Annotated in this window: 20 protein-coding genes; 13 read left to right on the forward strand and 7 right to left on the reverse strand. The window is 59.7% G+C overall.

The features are described 5' to 3' along the window. Positions 1-141 precede the first annotated feature (141 nt). Positions 142-1,536 carry a replicative DNA helicase gene (gene dnaB, locus BN1129_RS05540; RefSeq protein ID WP_042034999.1) on the reverse strand — a complete coding sequence of 465 codons (1,395 nt, stop codon included), beginning with the start codon at positions 1,534-1,536 and terminating at the stop codon, positions 142-144. A gap of 427 nt (positions 1,537-1,963) precedes the next feature. Here dnaB and BN1129_RS05545 point away from each other — a divergent pair, with 427 nt between their 5' ends. The 6 genes from BN1129_RS05545 (at position 1,964) to BN1129_RS05570 (ending at position 8,521) form a co-directional block, all read left to right on the forward strand. Next, positions 1,964-2,818, forward strand: a complete 855-nt coding sequence (locus BN1129_RS05545) for a Tim44 domain-containing protein (RefSeq protein WP_042035000.1) — start codon at positions 1,964-1,966, stop codon at positions 2,816-2,818. 194 nt (positions 2,819-3,012) lie between these two features. Next, a complete protein-coding gene (locus BN1129_RS05550; protein ID WP_042035001.1) occupies positions 3,013-4,554 on the forward strand; it encodes an EAL domain-containing protein in 1,542 nt (513 codons plus the stop codon). A 243-nt stretch (positions 4,555-4,797) separates the two neighbouring features. Beyond that, on the forward strand, positions 4,798-6,636 hold the full coding sequence (locus BN1129_RS05555; RefSeq protein ID WP_042035002.1) for a bifunctional metallophosphatase/5'-nucleotidase: 1,839 nt from the start codon (positions 4,798-4,800) through the stop codon (positions 6,634-6,636). An 86-nt stretch (positions 6,637-6,722) separates the two neighbouring features. After that, positions 6,723-7,061 (forward strand): DUF2956 domain-containing protein, encoded by a 339-nt coding sequence (locus BN1129_RS05560; protein WP_042035003.1) that lies wholly within the window; start codon positions 6,723-6,725, stop codon positions 7,059-7,061. 144 nt (positions 7,062-7,205) lie between these two features. Continuing rightward, positions 7,206-7,541 carry a hypothetical protein gene (locus tag BN1129_RS05565; RefSeq protein WP_042035006.1) on the forward strand — a complete coding sequence of 112 codons (336 nt, stop codon included), beginning with the start codon at positions 7,206-7,208 and terminating at the stop codon, positions 7,539-7,541. Positions 7,542-7,654: 113 nt separating this feature from the next. Then, complete coding sequence (locus BN1129_RS05570) at positions 7,655-8,521, forward strand: tetratricopeptide repeat protein (RefSeq protein WP_042035009.1); 867 nt, start codon at positions 7,655-7,657, stop codon at positions 8,519-8,521. 247 nt (positions 8,522-8,768) lie between these two features. Here BN1129_RS05570 and BN1129_RS05575 read toward each other — a convergent pair whose 3' ends face one another. Continuing rightward, positions 8,769-10,172, reverse strand: a complete 1,404-nt coding sequence (locus tag BN1129_RS05575; RefSeq protein WP_042035011.1) for a sigma-54-dependent transcriptional regulator — start codon at positions 10,170-10,172, stop codon at positions 8,769-8,771. Positions 10,173-10,324: 152 nt separating this feature from the next. Beyond that, complete coding sequence (gene fkpA / locus BN1129_RS05580) at positions 10,325-11,131, reverse strand: FKBP-type peptidyl-prolyl cis-trans isomerase (RefSeq protein WP_042035012.1); 807 nt, start codon at positions 11,129-11,131, stop codon at positions 10,325-10,327. 119 nt (positions 11,132-11,250) lie between these two features. Between fkpA and BN1129_RS05585 the strand changes: the two genes are divergently transcribed. Further along, a complete protein-coding gene (locus tag BN1129_RS05585; RefSeq protein ID WP_042035014.1) occupies positions 11,251-12,219 on the forward strand; it encodes a WD40 repeat domain-containing protein in 969 nt (322 codons plus the stop codon). Between the two features lie 14 nt (positions 12,220-12,233). Continuing rightward, a complete protein-coding gene (locus BN1129_RS05590) occupies positions 12,234-12,449 on the forward strand; it encodes a SlyX family protein (RefSeq protein WP_042035015.1) in 216 nt (71 codons plus the stop codon). Between the two features lie 82 nt (positions 12,450-12,531). On the opposite strand, the gene BN1129_RS05595 is transcribed toward BN1129_RS05590, so the two are convergent. Both BN1129_RS05595 and BN1129_RS05600 read right to left on the reverse strand, forming a co-directional pair. After that, positions 12,532-13,167 (reverse strand): FKBP-type peptidyl-prolyl cis-trans isomerase, encoded by a 636-nt coding sequence (locus BN1129_RS05595; protein WP_042035016.1) that lies wholly within the window; start codon positions 13,165-13,167, stop codon positions 12,532-12,534. A 225-nt stretch (positions 13,168-13,392) separates the two neighbouring features. Further along, entirely contained in the window at positions 13,393-13,599 is a 207-nt protein-coding gene (locus tag BN1129_RS05600; RefSeq protein WP_042035019.1) for a YheV family putative zinc ribbon protein, read from the reverse strand. A 39-nt stretch (positions 13,600-13,638) separates the two neighbouring features. Between BN1129_RS05600 and BN1129_RS05605 the strand changes: the two genes are divergently transcribed. The 3 genes from BN1129_RS05605 (at position 13,639) to BN1129_RS05615 (ending at position 16,430) form a co-directional block, all read left to right on the forward strand. Next, positions 13,639-14,325 carry a hypothetical protein gene (locus BN1129_RS05605; protein ID WP_042035020.1) on the forward strand — a complete coding sequence of 229 codons (687 nt, stop codon included), beginning with the start codon at positions 13,639-13,641 and terminating at the stop codon, positions 14,323-14,325. Between the two features lie 164 nt (positions 14,326-14,489). Further along, complete coding sequence (locus BN1129_RS05610; RefSeq protein WP_042035022.1) at positions 14,490-15,389, forward strand: chemotaxis protein; 900 nt, start codon at positions 14,490-14,492, stop codon at positions 15,387-15,389. Between the two features lie 57 nt (positions 15,390-15,446). After that, positions 15,447-16,430, forward strand: coding sequence for a hydrolase (locus tag BN1129_RS05615; protein ID WP_042035024.1), 984 nt, complete (start codon positions 15,447-15,449; stop codon positions 16,428-16,430). On the opposite strand, the gene BN1129_RS05620 is transcribed toward BN1129_RS05615, so the two are convergent. Next, a complete protein-coding gene (locus BN1129_RS05620; protein ID WP_042035025.1) occupies positions 16,412-16,603 on the reverse strand; it encodes a hypothetical protein in 192 nt (63 codons plus the stop codon). The genes BN1129_RS05615 and BN1129_RS05620 overlap by 19 nt on opposite strands. Before the next feature lie 92 nt (positions 16,604-16,695). Here BN1129_RS05620 and BN1129_RS05625 point away from each other — a divergent pair, with 92 nt between their 5' ends. Beyond that, the gene (locus tag BN1129_RS05625; RefSeq protein WP_042035026.1) at positions 16,696-16,938 is read left to right on the forward strand and encodes a YheU family protein; all 243 of its coding nucleotides are present in this window, start codon (positions 16,696-16,698) and stop codon (positions 16,936-16,938) included. A gap of 491 nt (positions 16,939-17,429) precedes the next feature. On the opposite strand, the gene BN1129_RS05630 is transcribed toward BN1129_RS05625, so the two are convergent. Continuing rightward, complete coding sequence (locus BN1129_RS05630) at positions 17,430-18,776, reverse strand: UDP-glucose dehydrogenase family protein (protein ID WP_042035027.1); 1,347 nt, start codon at positions 18,774-18,776, stop codon at positions 17,430-17,432. A gap of 220 nt (positions 18,777-18,996) precedes the next feature. Here BN1129_RS05630 and arnB point away from each other — a divergent pair, with 220 nt between their 5' ends. Next, on the forward strand, positions 18,997-20,133 hold the full coding sequence (gene arnB, locus BN1129_RS05635; RefSeq protein WP_042035029.1) for a UDP-4-amino-4-deoxy-L-arabinose aminotransferase: 1,137 nt from the start codon (positions 18,997-18,999) through the stop codon (positions 20,131-20,133). Positions 20,134-20,136: the final 3 nt, after the last annotated feature.

The following is a 20,136-nucleotide window of genomic DNA, read 5'->3' on the forward strand; positions in this document are numbered from 1 at the left end:
TGATGGCACGTAAATGCGCCAGGCACCGTGTGGTGTCAGCCCTTAATTGTCATCGTCTAAGGCCGGACCGGCATAATTGTCGAACCGGGAAAACTGTTTCAGGAACCGGAGGTGGCACCCACACAAGCGCCATCCCCCGGATTAGTAGTCATCATCAAACGCAGGACCGGCATAGTTATCGAACCGGGAGAACTGACCCTGGAAGGTGAGGCGCACTCGCCCGATGGGGCCGTTACGCTGCTTGCCGATGATGATCTCGGCAATCCCCTTGTCAGGACTGTCATCGTGATACACCTCATCACGGTAGATAAACATGATCAAATCCGCGTCCTGCTCGATGGAGCCGGATTCCCGCAGATCCGAGTTGACCGGACGCTTGTCAGCACGCTGTTCCAGGCTTCGGTTGAGCTGAGAGAGCGCCACCACGGGGCACTGCAGCTCTTTTGCCAAGGCCTTGAGGGATCGGGATATTTCACCTATCTCCAGGGTCCGGTTGTCGGAAAGTGCGGGCACCCGCATCAGCTGCAGGTAGTCGATCATGATCATGGATAGGCCGCCGTGCTCACGGGCAATGCGGCGCGCACGGGAGCGCACGTCGGTCGGGGTGAGGCCGGAGGCGTCATCGATATACATCTTGCCCTTCTCGAGCAGCAGCCCCATGGTGGAGGAGAGGCGCGCCCAGTCTTCGTCATCGAGCTGACCGGTTCGCACCTTGGTCTGGTCGATACGCCCGACCGAGGCGAGCATACGCATGATGATCTGCTCGGAGGGCATCTCCAGCGAGAAGATGAGTACCGGCTTCTCGGCGGTGAGCGCTGCATGCTCGCACAGGTTCATGGCAAACGTGGTCTTGCCCATGGAGGGACGGGCCGCCACGATGATCAGATCCGAGCGCTGCAAACCTGCCGTCATTTTGTCGAGATCCCCATAACCGCTGGAGACCCCGGTCACCCCGTTGTGGGGGGTCTTGAACAGCTCTTCAATCTTGTCGACCGTCTGCTCGAGGATCAGCTTGAGCGGCTGCGGCCCCTCGTTGGCGCTGGTGCGCTGCTCGGCGATCTGGAACACCTTGCTCTCGGCCAGATCGAGCAGATCGCCCGAAGTGCGTCCCTGCGGCTCATAGCCTGCTTCGACTATCTCGTTGGCGACCGAGATCATCTCCCGCACGACCGCCCGCTCACGCACGATTTCGGCGTAGGCATTGATGTTGGCGGCACTTGGGGTGTTCTTGGCGATCTCCACCAGATAGGCGAAGCCACCGGACTCTTCCAGCTGCTCCGAGCGTTCCAGCTCCTCTTGCAGCGTGATGAGATCGATGGGGTTGCCCACATTGGAGAGGCGGGTCATGGCCTGGAAGATCAGCCGGTGCGGACGGCTGTAGAAATCCTTGTCGATCACCCGTTCGGCGACCCGATCCCAGGCGTCGTTATCCAGCATCAGGCCGCCCAGTACGGACTGCTCGGCCTCAAAAGAGTGGGGAGGAACTTTCAGCTGTTGTGTCTTGGCGTCTTTTTTCGCCGTCACTTGCTCTGCCATACACATAAAAACCGCAGCGGGAAGGGGACGGGAATTTTACAAAAGAAACCCCGCCATCGCGAGTGCTAATGCACGCTATTCACCTCTGTCTGGTGCAACCCTCCTCCTGATGGTGGCTGGCACCACTTGCCGATGAACTATGCCAGGGGCTCACCCCCGCCTCATACCATGATAAAGGGCCAGACCAGGATCTGGTCATGGGGCTTGGCTCTCGCCTTGTTGCGCAACTTGCGCTCCTTGCGGCTCGGTCGTCGACTTTTCATTGCGCTTCTCCTCTGATGCCCCCGATCGGGACAATCTGTTCATGAATAATTCATGACAAGCATGTTAATCATAGTCGCAAGCTGCAATACAACGCGGGACAGGCAGCCTGCCATGCGCCGCGCTGAGCTTGCCCCACCCACTGATGAGAGTGAAAAGAGTCAAAATGAAAAAAATGCTGACCCTGTTTGCCGTGATCCTGGCCATTGGCCTGGGGGCACCCATGGCCGAAGCCAAAAAGTTTGGCGGCGGTAAATCCTTTGGCAAGAACTACAAGACAGCTCCGGCCCAGCCGGCGGCCAAGCCCGTCGACAGCAAGAACCCGACGGTCGGGGCTCAGGCCGCACCGAAGAAGGGTGGCATGATGGGCGGCCTGCTCGGCGGCCTGCTGGCCGGTGGTCTGTTCGCCTACCTGCTGGGTAGCGGTGCATTCGAAGGTCTGCAAGGCATGGACATGCTGCTGATCGCCGCCCTGGCGCTGGGCGCCGTCTTCTTGTTCCGTGCCATGCGCAGAAGCAAGGCGGCCTCGCCCCAGCCACAGGCCGCCTACGCCGGCTATCAGCCGCCATCGGCCGCCCCCCAGCAGTTCGAGCAGAGCAACAGTGCACCGCAAGCGACCGGCTTTGCCGACAGCGACGTGCCCTTCCGTCTCCCGCCAGGCTTTGACATGAACGGTTTCCTGTCAGGTGCCCGTGATCACTACCGCACCCTGCAAGAATCCTGGAATAAAAACGATCTGGAAAAGGTACGCGAGTACGTGAGCCCTGAGCTGTTCGAACAGCTCAAAGCGGAACGTGCCGAGCTGACCGGTGAGCAGCATACCGAAGTCATGTATGTGGATACCCAGCTGGTGCGTGCCGACTACGGCAGCGACTGGGCCCAGGTCAGCGTGCGCTTCAGCGGCCGCTACATGGATCGCCAGGAGCAGGTCGAGGAGGACATCAAGGAGGTGTGGCACCTCGAGCGCAACCTGGCCAAGGACAATGCACCTTGGCACATAGTCGGCATCGAGCAGCTGTAAGCACTCCCTTGTCTACGATGACAACAGAGGCGGCCCTGGGCCGCCTCTGTTATTTTTGAGTCCCTATATCCCTTCTCCGCCGCCCCCCCCCGGGCCCCTGCCATTGACACCCTGTGGTGGCTATGAGAATGATGGCTGATTGTGTAGTATGACCGACCTTTTTTGTTCAATTTCCGTTCACTGAGGCGTGGTCCATGGCTCTCTCTTTTCTGCGTCGCAGCAACATGCCCCGTCTGCTGGCCAGCCTGCTGTGCTGCGCCTCGTTGATCTTCATCTCCCTCGCCACCCTCTACTGGCAAGCCTGGGCTCTGACTCGCCAGCAAGCCCAGAATGCCACCGAGCGCGCCATGGTGCAGATCGACAGCGCCCTGCACCACTCGATCCTGGCGGCAAGGGCCGCCCTGCCACTGGCGACCAGACCCTGTGTCGAGGTTGCCCGCGAGCTGCGGGTGCTGGTCGCCACCTCCCCCTATGTGCGCTCGGTCAACCTCTCCCGCCACGGCCGCCTCTACTGCTCCTCCATCTTCGACGAGATAGACCTGAGCAATGAGCTGCAAGACGGCCCGCAAGAGCGGTTCAAGCTCACCGCCGTCACCCGGCTCGGGAACAAGCCCTCGCTGCTGTTCTATCACCTGAGTGAAGGAGATCATTCGGTGCTGGTCGCCATCAACCCTTATCACCTGAGCAACCCCTTGCAGTGGCGGCTCGCCGGAGCCCATAGCTGGGTGCAGATCGGCGACCAGTGGCTCGACGTCAAGGGCAAGATCCACGACGGCCAGCCCCCAAGATTGCGGGGATTCAACTATCGGCTCAACTCGGCAGCATTCGACTACAGCCTCAACCAAGGGTTTCCCTTGCATGCCGTGCTGTCCCTACCCCTGCAAACGCAGGGCTCCATCATCATCTTGATCCTGACGCTGGGAGGCCTGGCCGGCCTCGCCACCTATCGCTGGTGGAGCCATATCTCGACCCCGACCCTGGAACTCAAGCGCGCCATCATCAAACAGGAGTTCGTCCCCTATCTGCAACCCATTGTCTTCAGCAAGAGTGGCCAGCTGCATGGCTGCGAGGTGTTGATGCGCTGGCAACACCACCGCCAGGGGCTGATCCGGCCTGATCTCTTCATCCCACTGGCAGAGGAGAGCGGCCTCATCATACTCATGACCCAGACCCTGATGCAGCAAGTACGCCTGCAGTTCGCCCCCCATGCGGCGCAGCTACCGACCCGCTTTCACTTCAGCTTCAACATCTGCGCCCAACACTGTCAGGATCTGAGCCTGATCGATGACTGCCGCACCTTCCTCGCCGCCTTCGCCGACAATCCGATCACGCTGGTGCTGGAGCTGACCGAACGGGAGCTGATCCCCCCCTGCCAGCTGACGGACCAGCTGTTTGGCGAGCTGCGGCAGATGGGGGTCAGGATAGGGCTGGACGACTTTGGCACCGGCCATTCCAGTCTCACCTATCTGCAGCAGTTCCACGTGGATTATCTCAAGATCGATCAGAGCTTCGTCGCCATGATAGGTACCAATGCCCTCTCCCGTCATATTCTGGACAGCACCATCAGCCTGGCCACCCGGTTGGGGCTGGAGACCATAGCCGAAGGGGTCGAGACCCAGGAGCAGGCGGACTTCCTGACCGAGCGCAACGTCAACTACCTGCAGGGCTATCTCTATGGCCGCCCGCTGACCCCCGCGCAGTTTCTGCGACTGCTGCCCGCCATCACCACCGAGTAAGCGGCCCGGCACAGCCTGATCCCCCGATACAGTCAGACCCAGATACGGCGATATGACATTTGTCATTAGTCTGTGGTCATGGCATTACGCAATATGGCAAACGTTTGCTTATTTATTAAATGTGCAGTAGCTCAAAGGAATCGGCTCTCTTTATTTCCAATTATTGCGTTTTGCCTAGAATCGCCACACTCCTGTCATGCGGGAACGATATACAGGACAATAACAACAAGAGGATGATTACCGATGAAGAAGACGCTACTGGCCGTCACCGTCTCTATTACCCTGTTCGGGCTGACCGCCTGCAATTCAGAAAACAGCAGCAAGGAACATATTCCGCTGGATCTGACCATTGCCCACATCAATGATACCCACGCCCACCTGGACCCGACCGAAAATGCGCTGGCCATCCAGCCCACCGGCCAGGAGTTGTTCAAATTCTACGCCCAGCTGGGCGGCTATCCCCGCCTGAAGTTCAAGCTGGACGAGCTGCGCAGCCAAGCTGCCAATGAAGGCCGCAACTTCATGGTGCTCAACGGCGGCGATGCCTTCCAGGGCACCCTCTACTTCACCCAGTTCAAGGGGGAAGAGGAGTCTCGCCTGCTCTCCGACATGGGCATAGATGCCATGGTGCTGGGCAACCACGAATTTGATTTGGGTAATCAGGCCATTAAAGATTTCGCCTCACGGGTGAATTTCCCTGTATTGGCTTCCAACATGGTGAAATCCAGTAGCGCCACCCTGAAAGACAGTGAAAATATTCATGAATATGTCATTAAGGAAATAAATGGCGAGAGCGTGGGTATTTTCGGGCTGGTGCTGGAAAATATGCATGATATCTCTTCACCGGATACCGATACCCAATTCCTGCCGATGATTGAGACCGCCCAAAAAATGGTCGACACCCTCAAGTCAAAAGGCGCCAACAAGATCATCATGGTCACCCATATCGGTCTGCAAAATGACCAGGCCGTCGCCAAGGCGGTCAACGGTATCGACCTGATTGTCGGTGGTCACTCCCAGACCTTCCTCGGCGACATTAACGAGATCAACACCATAGGCTACACCGCCCACAACCAGAATCCGGACGACGACAACACCTATGCCCAGCTGGTGAGCAACCCAGACGGTGGCAAGACCTGTATCGTGCAGGCCGGTGAATGGGCCAAAGGCTATGGCCTGGTCAACGTCTCCCTGAACAAGGAAGGCCAGATCACCAAGTGTGAGGGTCGCAACACCCTGATGACGGGCGACGATTTCACCAAGGACGTGGCCAAGAAGAAAGAGCCCCTGAGCGGCAGCGAGCAGACCAACGTGGTCGATTTCATCACCAAGTCACCCGTCATCGAAATCGTGCCGGAAAACACCGCCATGCGCGATGTGATCGACACCGAGTACAAACCGGTCGTGGCCGCGCTCGAGGCCAAGATCATCGCCGATGTGCCGACCCAGTTGCCCCATGTGCGCGTGCCGACCACCCCGAATGGCGCGGGTCTTATCGATCCTCTGGTGGCCGAATCCCTCTACTGGAAGCTCAACAAGCTCAATACCAAGGTCGACTTCACCATCCAGAACGCCGGTGGTGTGCGCACTGATGTGAATGCGGGCCCGCTCTCCGTCGGTTACGTGATGGGCACCTTGCTGCCGTTTGGCAACAAAATCGCAGCCTTCAACCTCAAGGGCAAGGACGTGCGCGCCACCCTGGAGTACGCCGTTGACTATTCCATCGGCCACGAGACAGGGATCGGCGCCTCCAGCGGAGCTTTCCCTTACGTCGGCCACCTGAGCTACACCTATGACGGCACACAGCCCAAGGGTTCCCGCATCACCAAGCTGGAACTGCTGGACGCCAACGGCCAGTGGCAGCCGCTGGACGACGACCAGGTGTACCGTGTCGGTGCCAACACCTATATCGCCTCCGGCAAGGATGGCTACAGTGGTCTGCTCAAGCGTGAAGAGCTGCCCAACAAGGGTGACTATGTCGACTCCGGCGTCGGTGAGAACGAGATGTTCATGGAGTACGCCGAGTCCCTGGGCACCCTTAATCCGCTGCCCTATGCGACCGTGACCTACTACAAGCCCTGATCCGGCTCACAACCTGCTACAACGGCGCCTGAGGGCGCCGTTTTTATGGCATACTCCCCGCCAATCGATGCCGAGGAGACCCTTTGATGGCGAAGTACGACAAAATATCCCCAGAGACCCAGCAGGATGCGCTGAAGATCGCCCGCGCCAATCAGAAGCCGGGACAGAGCAAGGAGCAGACCCAGCTGATCGCCCAAGGGATCCAGAAAGGCATAGACGAGTACAAGAAACAGATGAAGGCACGGGCCCGGGAGGCCAGTCGCCAGAAGAAGTTGCAGAGCAAGGCAAAGCCGCAACCGCAAGCCGACCAGGTAGAGGAGAGCGAGATCGAGCTGATTGAGGTCTCCCGCCAGCATCCCCTGCCCTGGATCCTCTTGCTGCTGAGCTGGCTGGGCATTGCCGCCGCTTGGTTCTGGTTGCGTTGATCCCCTGATGGCAAGGTTTTGCCCAGGCTCTCCTTCCAAGCTTTAACCCGCGCCACGGCTCTTCGCCGGCCAAGGCCATCCCGCCGGCTCTGTGCGATGGCTGAACCCCAACCCCACTTACCCACCGTCTGGAGAACACCAACCATGAACCCGGCTCCGCTCTATCTGCTGGCACCTCTGGTGCTGTTTATCGTGACCCTGGTGCTCTATCGCATCTCGCCGCTGCGCGCCGTTGCCGCTGGCAGCGCCCGCTGGTTTATTCTGCCGGCCTTCACCCTCTTCATCCTGCTGATCATCATCAATGGTGCGGCAGACCCGAGCCTGCGCAACCCGGCCTTTCACTGGCTGATGCCGGGGCTCGGCTTTGCCTTGAGTCTGTTTCCGGCCCTGCCCAAGGCGCTGGTGCCGCGCCTCGCCATCAAGGAGGGGGCCTTTGCCGCCCTCGGCCTGATGCTGATGAGCCTGGCCATGGTCTACTGACCGGCTGACAACGGGTGTTGGCATGACTCAAGGGGCACTCTGTGACGGGTGCCCCTTGTGCAAATAGTGGCCTGCAGGCATCTTGGTGACAGGATCGCTAGCAAGGAGGCCAAATGGACAATCCGCCCGATTTCATGGCGCAGTGGGATTATCGGGATCCCGCCGCCAGCGCCCTGCGTTTTAACACTCTGCTTCCCGAGGCGCGCACCACCGATCTGCAGTACGAGCTGGAGCTGCTCACCCAGATAGCCCGCACCCATTCGCTGCAACGCCAGTTTGCCGAGGCGCACCAGCTGCTCGACGACATCGAACTCCGCCTCACCGAGGCCACCCCGCGGGCCCGCCTGCGCGTCTTGCTGGAACGCGGCCGCACCTTCAATTCCGCCGGCGACAAGGCCAGCGCCAAGACGCTGTTTGAACAAGCCTGGCAGCTTGGGCTCAAGCACAAGGAGCTGTATCTCGCCATCGATGCAGCGCACATGATCGCCATCGCCGCCCCGCTGGAGGAGCAGAGCCGCTGGAACCTGTTGGCGATGGAGCTGGCAGAGCGCAGCCAGGACAAGCAGGTGCGTGGCTGGCTCGCCACCCTCTACAACAACCAGGGCTGGACCCTGTTCGAGCTGGGTCGTTTCGATGAAGCAAGGATATCCCAGCAAAAGTGTCTGACCTGGCACGAGCAGCACAACAACCAGGCCAAGGCTTTTATCGCCCGCTGGAGTCTGGCCCGCCTGAGCCGGGCCCAGGGGCAGCACGAACAGGCGCATGCCGAGCTGACACAGCTGAAAGAGGATATGGCCGCCGCCGGTGCCCCCGAGGATGGCTATGTGTTCGAAGAGCTGGGGGAAAATGCACTGGTACTGTCTGACCCGGCCGCAGCCGAATACTTCGCCCGAGCCTGGTTTCTGCTGTCACAGGATGGCTGGCTCAGGGCCAACGGGGCAGAGCGGCTGGCCAGGCTCAAGCAGCTGGCCAAGCTCTGAAAAACCGCCTCTAGCAAAGCAGCGGGGCGGCCAGTTGGCCGCCCCGCACACATACACATCAAGCTGGGATCATGGATGCCATCCCGACATCTGCCTCAAACCAGGCTCGCCTCTTCCCGGCTCTGCTGCTTGCGATACATGAGAGGATTGAGGGGCTGATCTCCAGCAGAATCGCCGCCTTGGGAGTATTACCATTACCACTGGCGATTGCCTGCTCGATGGCGGGACATTGACCATGCCTCGCCACTCAAACCAGGCTCGCCTCTTCCCAGCTCTGCTTCTTGCGATAAATAGTGGAAGGGCTGATCTCCAGCAGTGCCGCCGCCTTGGGGATATTGCCGTCACAGCTTGCGATGGCCTGCTCGATCACCTCTTTTTCCACCAGCCAGAGTGGGCGGATCGGCGTATTGAGCGAAGGCATGGCAACACCGCTGGCCGTGCTGGCTGGCGCCATGGCCACCACCCCGCCCCTGCGGCCGCTGAGCGGCGGTGGCAATATATCCAGATTCACCAGTTCGCGATCGTTGAGCACCACTATGTTGCGCACTACGTTTTGCAGCTCGCGCACGTTGCCGGGCCAAGGGTAATCGAGCAGCACCCGTGCCACCTCGGCATCAAAATCCTTGAAGCGCTTGTTCTCTTCTCTGGTGTAGCTCTGCAACAGACTGCGTGCCAGCAGCAGTATATCCTCGCCCCGCTCACGCAGCGGTGGCAGGCTGAGGGGGATCACGTGCAGACGGTAATAGAGATCCTCGCGAAAACGTCCCGCCTTCACCTCTATCAGGGGATCCCGGTTGGTGGCGCAAACGAAGCGCACGTCCACTGTCTCCAGCTTGCCGCTGCCGACCCGTTGCAGGGTGCCGGTCTGGATGAAGCGCAGCAGCTTGCTCTGCAGGTCGAGATCCATCTCGCAGATCTCGTCCAGAAACAGGGTGCCACCGTCCGCCAGACTGGCAGCCCCCTTGCGATCCCCCTGGGCGCCGGTAAAGGATCCCTTCACATGGCCAAAGATCTCGCTCTCCATCAGATCGTGGGGAATGGCGGCACAGTTGAGCGCGATAAAGGGCTGCTCGCTGCGGGGGCTGCACTGGTGAATGGCCTCGGCGCACACCTCTTTGCCGGTGCCGCTCTCCCCTGTGATGAACACGGTCGCCTTGCTCGGCGCCGCGCTCTCTATGATGCGATAGACGGCCTGCATCGGCATGGAGGCACCGATGAAACCGGCGAACGAGCTGCGCTCGAAGTTCTCCCGGTACTGGGCCACCAGCGAACTCAGTTGCTGGTGCTTGAGGGCGTTACGAGCGGTGGCACACAGCCGTTTGCCGTCGAACGGCTTGGTCAGGAAGTCGAAAGCGCCGAGGCGCATCGCCTCCACCGCCACATCCACCGAGCCATGGGCTGTGATCACCACCACGGAGCAGGGCAGTTGCTGCTCAGTAATCTGTTGCAGGATATCCATGCCGGACATGTCGGGCAGTTCGAGGTCAAGCAGCACCACAGGCGGCGGGCTGGTCAACAACTGTGCGAGCGCCTGCTGGCCACAATCGGCCAGCAGCACCTCATAGCCATCCTGGGCCAGATACTGTTCATAAACCACCGCCAGACTGCGGGTATCTTCCACCAACAGGACTCGAGGTTTGCTTTCAGCCACGGGAGCCATCCTTGCAATTGATTTTGTTGTCTATTTCAAGTCTTGTCCGCCATCTTAGCACAATTGGCGACGCTCTCTTTTATCCCGCTATTTACGAAGATATACAAGTAAAAACGGCTCCTTAAGGAGCCGTTTTTTTCAACGATGAGCGCTTACTTCTTGGCTTTGTCGCCATCAGCAGCCGGCTTCTCGATCGCCAGCAGCTCAACATCGAACACCAGCACGGCATTGGCCGGGATGGAACCTGCACCGTGCTCGCCATAGGCCAGCTCGGACGGCAGGAAGAACTTGAACTTGGAACCCACCGGCATCAGCTGCACGCCTTCGGTCCAGCCAGGGATCACCTGGTTGAGCGGGAAGGTGGCAGGCTCGCCGCGATCGACTGAGCTGTCGAACTTGGTGCCGTCGGTCAGGGTGCCAGTGTAGTGGACCTTGACGATGTCAGTGGCCTTCGGCTTGGCGCCGGTACCCATCTTCTCAACCAGGTATTGCAGGCCGGATTCGGTGCTCTTCACGCCTTCTTTCTTGGCGTTGGCAGCCAGGTACTCTTCACCCTTCTTCTGGTTATCCACGGCATCCTTGTCAGACTTGGCCTTGGTCAACTCGTTGATCTTGGCGTCGTACTGCTGCAGAACCGTCTGGATCTCCTCGTCAGTCATGCTGGCTTCTTTACCCAGACCATCAGTCACCCCCTTGAGGATGACGCTGTTGTCCAGTTTGATGCCGAGTTCCTGCTGACGTTCCAGGGTATTGGCGATATAACGACCCATGGAGAGGCCAATTGCATAGCCGGATTGCTCTTCGAAGCTCTTGGCATCAGCCTTGGGAGCCTCGGCCGGCTTGCTGGCTTCTGCCTTGACCTCTGCGGTATTCGCAGCAGTCTTCTCGTCTTTTTGGCAAGCAGTCAGACTCACGGCAACTGCCGCAGCCAACAGGGACACCTTCAGAAAATTGTTCATCAGTTTCTCCAAAACTCTAAATACCGCTCTCGGTTCCTTCGTGAAATGAGAGGTTTATCGTGACAAGCGCCTTATACTAACGCCGTGATCGCAGGTAACGAAAGCATGAGACAGGAAAAATGATAAAAAGTGCCATTTATTTCATCGGTATTTGCCTGATACTGACAGGTTGCGAACAGAGCTCACTACCGGACCGGCAAATTACCCTCGCCAACCAGGGGCTGCTGAGCGCCGATCTCACCAGCGACGGCAAGCAGGCCATCGTCTCCAGCCTGGGCCAGGGCACAGTAGTGTGGGACCTGGAGCAGGGCAAAGAGCGCTGGCGCTGGCGCCAATCCGACAATCAGGACAACTTCGTCATCATCACCCGCTTCTCGCCAGACAACCGCCACGCCGTCACTGCGACCTTGGATACCTTCGCCATCTGGCGTCTGCAAGATGGTCAATCCCAAGGCTACTACTCGCTTCCTGAATCCAGGCTGAGGGACATAGCCCTGTCAGCCGATGGCCGTCAGGTGCTGATCGGCCGGCAAGATGGCAAGGCCGAGGTGGTCGATACCCGCACCGGCCGCAGGCTGCAATTCCTCGGTCACACCGAGCAGGTCAATACGGTGGATCTCTCCGCCAATGGCCACTACGCCCTCACCGGCGGCAACGACTACAGCGCCTATCTGTGGGATACCCGCTCCGGCCAGGTAATATGGCGTTTCAACCACGCCGGCCGGGTGGTGATAGCAAGGCTGGATCCCCAGGGCCGTTTCGCCTTTACCGCCGACAGCAGCCAGGCCAGCATCTGGGATCTGAACACCGGCAAGGAGGTGAGCCGGCTGCAATTCGCTCACCGCTTCGAGGTCTACACCAGCGCCCGCTTCGCAAACGACGGCAACTGGCTCATCACAGGCTCTCCTTCTCGCAGGCTCTCCCTGTGGCGGGTGAGCGATGGCAACCTGCTGCAAAGCTGGCGCGTCTCCCCCCACCCCAGAGTGAAACCACCGAGCGCAGTGGTCTACGGCGTGGCTTTGCGCGACAATAGCCACCTTGTCAGCGCCAGCTCCAGTGGCCTGGCCGAAATCTGGACAATCAAGTAAGGACCCAAAGGCCCATGAGTCAGCCACTTAACGATCGCCTCGAAACCCTGGAAAGCCGCCTCGCCTTCGCCGAGTACACGGTAGAGCAGCTCAACGACGAGGTTACCACCCAGGGCCGCGAGCTGGATCGACTCAAGCATCAGATCCAGCTGCTGGTGGACAAGCTGCAGAGCGTGCAGCCGAGCCAGATCGCCAGCATGGCCGAAGAGACGCCCCCCCCGCACTATTGAGCTGCAACGCGCACCGCCACCCAGCCATAAAAAAACCCGCGTTAGACGCGGGTTTTTTATCGGGCTCTGCCCATAACGCAGATCAGTGCTGGTGACCCTTGCCACCGCAGCCACCGCCACCGCAGCAACCGCCCTGACCCTGATCGTCGCCGTGGTCATGACCGTGATCGTGGCCATGGCCACCACCGCAGCAACCGCCGTGCTCATGGCCGTGATCGTGGTCATGGTCATGGTCGTGGTCGTGACCGCAACCACCGGCACCGTGAACGTGGCCGTGAGCCAGCTCTTCGGCCGTGGCGGCACGCACGTCCTTGATCTCGACCTTGAAGCCCAAGGTCACGCCAGCCAGCGGATGGTTGCCATCCACCTTGATGAACTCTTCGGACACTTCGATGACAGTCACCGGGCGGTGACCATCGTCAGTCTCGGCCACAAAAGTATCCCCTTCAGACACTTCCATGCCGTCAAACAGCTCGCCAGGTACTTCTTGCACCAAGCTTTCGTCGTATTCGCCATAGGCCTGGGTCGGTGCCAGCGTGACGTCGAACGCCTCGCCCACACTGCGGCCTTCCAGCTCGGCTTCAAGGCCGGAGACCAGATAACGGGTACCGTGCAGATACACCAGAGGCTCTTTACCGACAGTGGTGTCGATGACTTCACCGTGTTCGTCGGTGACTGTGTATTCCAGCGTAACCACGCTCAGGGGAGCTACTTTCATGTCAGGGATCCTGCGGATAGAAAAAAACGGGCCCAGAATACCTCAAAAAGGTGGCCAAGCATATGGTGAGCCCGGCTCAGTCGTGATGAAAAAGTCATCAATGTGAAACCGCATAGGCCTGACTCGCACCTCATTCCCGGGTATTGCGGCTGGGTCCTCATTCGGGACGAAACACGCCTATCACCTGTTTGGTCTCCCGGGTCACCTTGTCCACCTCGGTCTGGCTCATTCGGGACGAAACACCCCAATTACCTGCTCCGTCTCCCGGGTCACCTTGTCCACCTCGGCCTGGGTCTGCACCTGGGTGTCCCCGCAGTCGACACAAGTCACCTTCTCGACTCCATGCTCCATATACAGCATCATGGTGTCCATTTTGCCGCACGCCGGACAAACCGCACCGGCAATGAAGCGTTTTTTACGTCTGGTTTCCATTCTTGTTACCTCCAGGCAGCATCATATCAGGGTTTTTACATGCATCACGCCATCGAATGCCAGCATTTTTCCTCCCCGTACCTGCAGGTCGGCGGCCGCAAACGCACGCCGGTAGGCCAGTTGCTGCGGATAACCCGGGGCGCGGCACTGCTGCGACTCGGCCAGCATGAATTGCTGCTGACCGCGGGCAACAGCTTCTGGCTCTGCGCCGATGCCCTCGCCGCCTTCAGCCCGCTGGCAGGCTGCCACCATGATCTGCTGACCTGTTCCCTGCGGGTTGCCCAGCCAGCCCAGGCGGGCTGGTTGCAACCGGCCCCGCTGCTGGATGCCCTGTTCGACAGCTTGGCCCAATGGCAGCGCCCCCGCGATTGGCAAGGGGCCTATGGTCACCGTCTGCAGGTGATACTCGACGAGTTGCAGGCCTGCCCCCTGTCGCAACATGCGGATCAGCTGCTGCAAGGCGCTTGGCGCGCACTGATCAGCCAGCAAGCGGGCAGTGACGCCGCCTGGCAAGCCTGTCTCTCCCAGCGCGGGATCTCGGATCCGGGCCTCGCGGCCGATGCCCTGAGCGCCCAATGGCAGCTGCTGCAGGCGGTGCGCCTGCTCAAGAGCGGCAGCAAGCGGGCGCAGGTGGTGAGCAAGCTCGGCTACCGGGACGAAGAGGCCCTCGCCCAGGCCTGCCAACGCTGGCTTGGCGCCAGCCTGGATGAACAGCAACCCGCCTGACCCGGCGGGCCAAAAACCGGGTAGGCCAGGCGAAAAAAAATGGGTTAAATGAGTCCAGTTTTGCGGCAAGCGGCCGCTAATAACAAGAGGGTCATTTCTCCAATAATCCTTTATGCTAGGGGCCTGAATTGACTGATACCGTTTTGACTCACAGGACATCTGCCATGAAAAGCAAAGCCAACCAATCCCAGGGCATGTTGCTGTTTCATCTCTCGGCCAAACAATCCTTCGCCATCGGCACCCTCAAGGTGAAGGAGATAGTGCCTTACACCCAGCTCACGGCCATGCCACACTCGCACCCGACCGTGCTCGGCGCCGCCAGCATGCGGGGCACCACCATTCCGGTGATCGACATGGCCATGGCGGTGGGCTATCGCCCAATCAGCAAGGAGGAGATGCCAAACTGCTTCATCATCATCACCGACTGCCGCCGCACCCTGGTGGGCTTTCTGGTGCGCGGCATCGACAAGATCACCGAGTGCAACTGGCGCGACATCGAATCCCCGCCCGCCGCGCTCGGCCATAACGTGTTCGTGACCGGGGTCACCCGGGTCAACGACCAGCTGATCCAGCTGCTGGACGTGGAGCTGATACTGTCACGGGTCTACCCGGACGACCCCAGCCACCTCTACCCGGTGCTGACCGACGTGCAGCGTGAGCGGATCAAGCCGATGCGGATCCTGCTGGTGGACGACTCCTCTGTCGCCCGCCGCCAGCTGATGGCGGCGCTGGACTACATCAATATTCCCTACGAGGTCTGCACCAACGGCAAGGATGCGCTGGTCCTGATGCAGGCTCGCGCCAGCCAGAAGACCCCCATCGATATCCTGGTGAGCGACATAGAGATGCCGGGGCTCGACGGCTACGAGCTGGCCTTTGAGGTGCAGAGCGACGCGACGCTGGCGGGAGCCTACATCATATTGCACACCTCGCTCTCCAGCGAGATCAGCGTGGAACGGGCCCACCAGGTGGGCGCCCACGAGGCGCTGACCAAGTTTGAGGCCAACGAGCTGATCCAGGCCATGCTGCGCGGTGCCGAGCACCATGACAGCCTGCTGGCCTGACAAGGCAGCGAGAAGCCCCCTTCTCGCCGTACTTTGTTGCCTGTTTCGGACCCCATCATGCTCATAGAGAGTCACTTCCACGCCCCCTGGTGGGCGCGCAATCCCCATCTGCAAACCATATTGCCAAAGTGGCTGCGACGGGCGCCGGCACGCTTCGTGGCCGAGCGTTTCGAACTGGCGGACGGGGATTTCGTCGATCTCGCCTGGAGCGGCGACATCCACCAGAACGCGCAGCCACTGATGGTGCTGTTTCACGGGCTGGAGGGGAGCATCCACTCCCACTATGCCAAGGGGTTGTTCGCCCATCTGCAACGGCAGGGGGACGAGGCCGTACTGATGCATTTTCGTGGCTGCAGCGGCGAACCCAACCGTCACCTGCAGGCTTATCACTCCGGCGCCATCGAGGATGCACAGGCCCTTATCGCCGAACTGGGCCAGCGCTTTCCTGGCAAGCCACTGATCGCCATCGGTTATTCGCTGGGAGGCAACATGCTGGTCAATCTGCTGGCACGGGCCTGCCCCCGTGAGCTGCAGGCGGCCGTGGTGATCTCGGCGCCGCTGCGACTGGACAGCTGCGCCGATCGGGTCAATAAGGGCTTCTCCCGGGTCTATCAGAGCTATCTGCTGCGCACCATGCGCGACAACCTGCAAAACAAGATCCGGCGCCAGACCGAGGCGGGCAAACGTTGGCAGCGGCAACAGGTGCAACAGATTGCCACCCTGCGCGACTTCGACGAGCAGGTCACAGCCCCGCTGCACGGCTTTGCCAACGCCGACCACTACTACCAGCGCTGTTCCGGCCTGGGACTACTGGCCCGCATTCCCATTCCCACCCTGGTGATCCATGCCGCCGACGATCCCTTCATGACAGAGGCCGTGATCCCGCAGCCGGAGCAGCTCTCACCCATGGTGCGTTACGAGTTGAGCCGACGGGGCGGCCATGTGGGCTTCCTGCACGGCACACCCTGGCGCCCCCGCTTCTGGCTGGAAGAGCGCATCAGCCAATGGGTGAAGGAGCAGACTCAGGGCGCGAGTCGATAGCCGTTGCGCCCTGTCCCCTTGACCCGATAGACATAGAAGCGGGCAAGCAGGAACAGGATCGCCCGCTGGTTGACGGCCCAGAACCAATGCAACCCCTGGCTCAGGCCATGGCGGCGTGACTGGCACAACTGATGATCGAAGTGGGTGGAGAGGCGACGTTGTTCATCAGACAACCTGCGTACACCCGCTGACAGCCCCATAAATCCCTTGCGCTTGCTGGCAACAGATAGACAATACCCCCTCTCTGGTCACTGAAGATGAACCCATGATTATCCCCTGGCAAGACTTGGACTCCGATACCCTCAACAACCTGCTCGAACACTTCGTCCTGCGGGAAGGCACCGAGTACGGCGAGCATGACGTCAGTCTGGCTGACAAGGTCGACGATGTCCGACAACAGTTGCAACAAGGCCTGGCCGTGATCGTCTACAGCGAGCTGCACGAGAGCGTAAACATAGTGTCAAAAGCGACCTTCAGCAGCGCACCGATGAACGATATACCGGAGTAGCCATGTCATTGCCATCCCAATCATGACCTTGCCTGCGACCCGCAAGATGGCGTCATGAACCCGACAGTTCCCGCCCAGAAGCTGGCATTTCCTGGATATAAAAATGGCCCGCCGAGTAATCGGAGAGCTATTTTTGGCAAAATCAGTTACCTGAGTTGCGGGGTTTATTCAGCAGAACAGACTCTATATTTAATGAATACAAAGCCGGGTTGGATCACGCCAAATAAAAATAGATGTTGTTCACGCAGATATAAATGGGTGTTGATGCTTCCCGCCTGAGCGAGAAAGTGCATAGCGGAAATATAATAAATAAAAAGAGAATCTCATCACAATACCGCCAGAATATGACAAGACAATTCCCCCATATCAACGCAGGGTTCATCTCCATCTATGGCTGGCCCGGCACAGGCGGTGCCCCATATTGCGCTCGATGGCAAGCATCGTCCTGATCCTCGATAAATGACAGGCGCTCATGTGAATGCGCCCATCCCTTATTTTGTTACCGACTCGCCACGACCGATGCCGTAGTAATGAAAACCATGCTCCTTCATGCGACCCGGGTCAAACAGGTTGCGACCATCCACGATCAGCGGCCATGTCAACGCCTGCTTGATGGTGACGAAGTTGGGGGCCTTGAAGTGGTTCCACTCGGTGCAGATCACCAGCGCATCCGCACCGAACAGGGCGGCCTCCTTGGTGCCCATCAGCCTCAGGTTGTCACAGTTGCCATAGAGGTGCTGGGCCTCCTGCATGGCCTCGGGATCATAGGCCTGCACAGTGGCGCCGGCACGCCAGAGTGCCTCCATCAGGGCGCGGCTCGGCGCCTCGCGCATGTCATCGGTATTGGGTTTGAACGCCAGCCCCCACAGGGCGATGGTCTTGCCCGCCAGGGATTCCCCCTGGGCGCTGAAGAAGCCGGACAACAGCTCGTAGAGCCGCGATTTTTGCTGCTCATTGACCCGTTCCACCGCCCGGATCAGCGGCGTGTCATATTGCAGTTCCTGGGCTGTTGCCAGCAAGGCTTTGACATCCTTGGGGAAACAGGAGCCGCCATAGCCACAGCCAGGGTAGATGAACTGATAACCGATGCGCTGATCCGACCCTATGCCCTGGCGCACCATCTCGATGTCCGCGCCGACCCGCTCGGCCAGACCGGCCATCTCGTTAATGAAACTTATCTTGGTGGCCAGCATGCAGTTGGCGGCATACTTGGTCAGCTCAGCGCTGCGCGCATCCATGAACAGAATGCGATCATGATTGCGATTGAACGGCTCATAAAGCTCGCGCATCAGCTGGCGGGACGCCTCGTTGCAAGTGCCGACCACGATGCGATCCGGCCGCAGGCAATCCTGGATGGCGGAGCCCTCCTTCAGGAACTCGGGATTGGAAACCACATCGAAGGCAAAGGAGACATCCCGCTGCTGCAAGATGACATTCACCTTGGCCATCACCTTCTCGGCCGTGCCCACCGGCACGGTCGACTTGTTGACTATGATGACGGGGGCATCACGATGACGAGCTATGGTGTCGGCCACCGCCAGCACATGGCAAAGATCGGCGGAGCCATCGCCCCCCGACGGCGTGCCGACCGCCAGAAATTGCACCTCGCCGTGTTTGACGGCCAGCACAGCATCCGTGGTAAACACCAGAGCACCGCTCTTGATATTGCGCTGCAGCAGCGCCTCTAATCCGGGTTCATAGATGGGAACCTGACCAGCCATCAAGTCAGCCACCTTCTGTTCATCGACATCGACACAGATAACCTGATGGCCGACATCGGCCAGTACTGTGGCATGGACCAAGCCCACGTAGCCACTTCCAAATACAGTAATATTCATATTGATACAACCAGAACGCCAGAGATGATGTAATTTGGAAAAACAAGAACCCGGGGGGTTATAAATATTTATCACATTACATAAGATGACAGCATGAGTTAATTGTTACCAGCTGTTTCTGGACCATTGCTGGCCCGCTTTTATATACGATATGTTGAACATCAATTTTAGGGCTGCCCCGCTTGCTGGGCACTGATTAATATTCATTAATGGATCGCTTATGCAAGATTTTCTGCCATTTTCGAGGCCCGCCATCGGCGATGCCGAGATAAGTGCTGTCTGCGAGGTGCTGAAATCGGGCTGGATCACCACGGGCCCGAAGAATCACCAGCTGGAGCAGCAATTCTGCGACACATTCGGCTGCCAGCATGCGGTCGCGCTCTGCTCTGCCACCGCCGGTATGCACGTCACCCTGATGGCGTTGGGGATAGGCCCGGGGGACGAGGTGATCACCCCCTCCCAGACTTGGGTCTCCACCATCAACATCATCACCCTGCTTGGCGCCGAACCCGTTTTCGTCGACGTGGACAGAGACACTCTGATGACCAGCGCCGAACTGATAGCGCCGCTCATTACCGCCAACACCCGGGCCATCATACCAGTCCACTACGCCGGAGCCCCCGTCGATCTGGACCCAATCCTCGACCTGGCACGCCAACACAGCATCCCCGTCATCGAAGATGCAGCCCACGCGGTCGGCACCCGCTATCGGGAGCGCTGGATTGGCGCCACCGGCACCGCCATCTTCTCCTTCCATGCCATCAAGAACCTGACTTGCGCCGAAGGGGGCATGCTGGTGACCGATGACAAGGCGCTGGCCGACAGGGCCCGCATGCTGAAGTTTCACGGGCTGGGGGTGGATGCCTTCGATCGCATGAGCCTGGGCCGCAAGCCACAGGCGGAAGTGATCACCCCGGGCTTCAAGTACAACCTGACCGACATCAACGCCGCCATCGCCCTGGTGCAGCTGGCGCGCCTGCCCGAGCTCAATGCCAAGCGGGCCGAGCTGGTGGCCCGCTATCAGGAAAAACTGGCCGGCCTGCCGCTGATGCCGCTCGCCGTGCCCGCCTATTCCCATCTGCACGCCTGGCACCTGTTCATGGTGCGGGTCGACCCCGAGCGCTGCGGCCTGAACCGGGATCGGCTGATGCAGGCGCTGCAGGAGCGCGGCATCGGCACAGGGCTGCATTTTCGGGCCGCCCATACCCAGAAATACTACCGCGAGCGCTACCCGGCACTCAGCCTGCCTCATACCGAGTGGAACTCATCGCGCCTGTGCACCTTGCCACTCTTCCCGGACATGACGCTGGCCGACGTTGACCGTGTGGTCGCGGCACTCATCGACATATTGGAGTAACGA

This window comes from Aeromonas popoffii (genome assembly GCF_000820025.1).
GTDB classification, from domain to species: domain Bacteria; phylum Pseudomonadota; class Gammaproteobacteria; order Enterobacterales; family Aeromonadaceae; genus Aeromonas; species Aeromonas popoffii.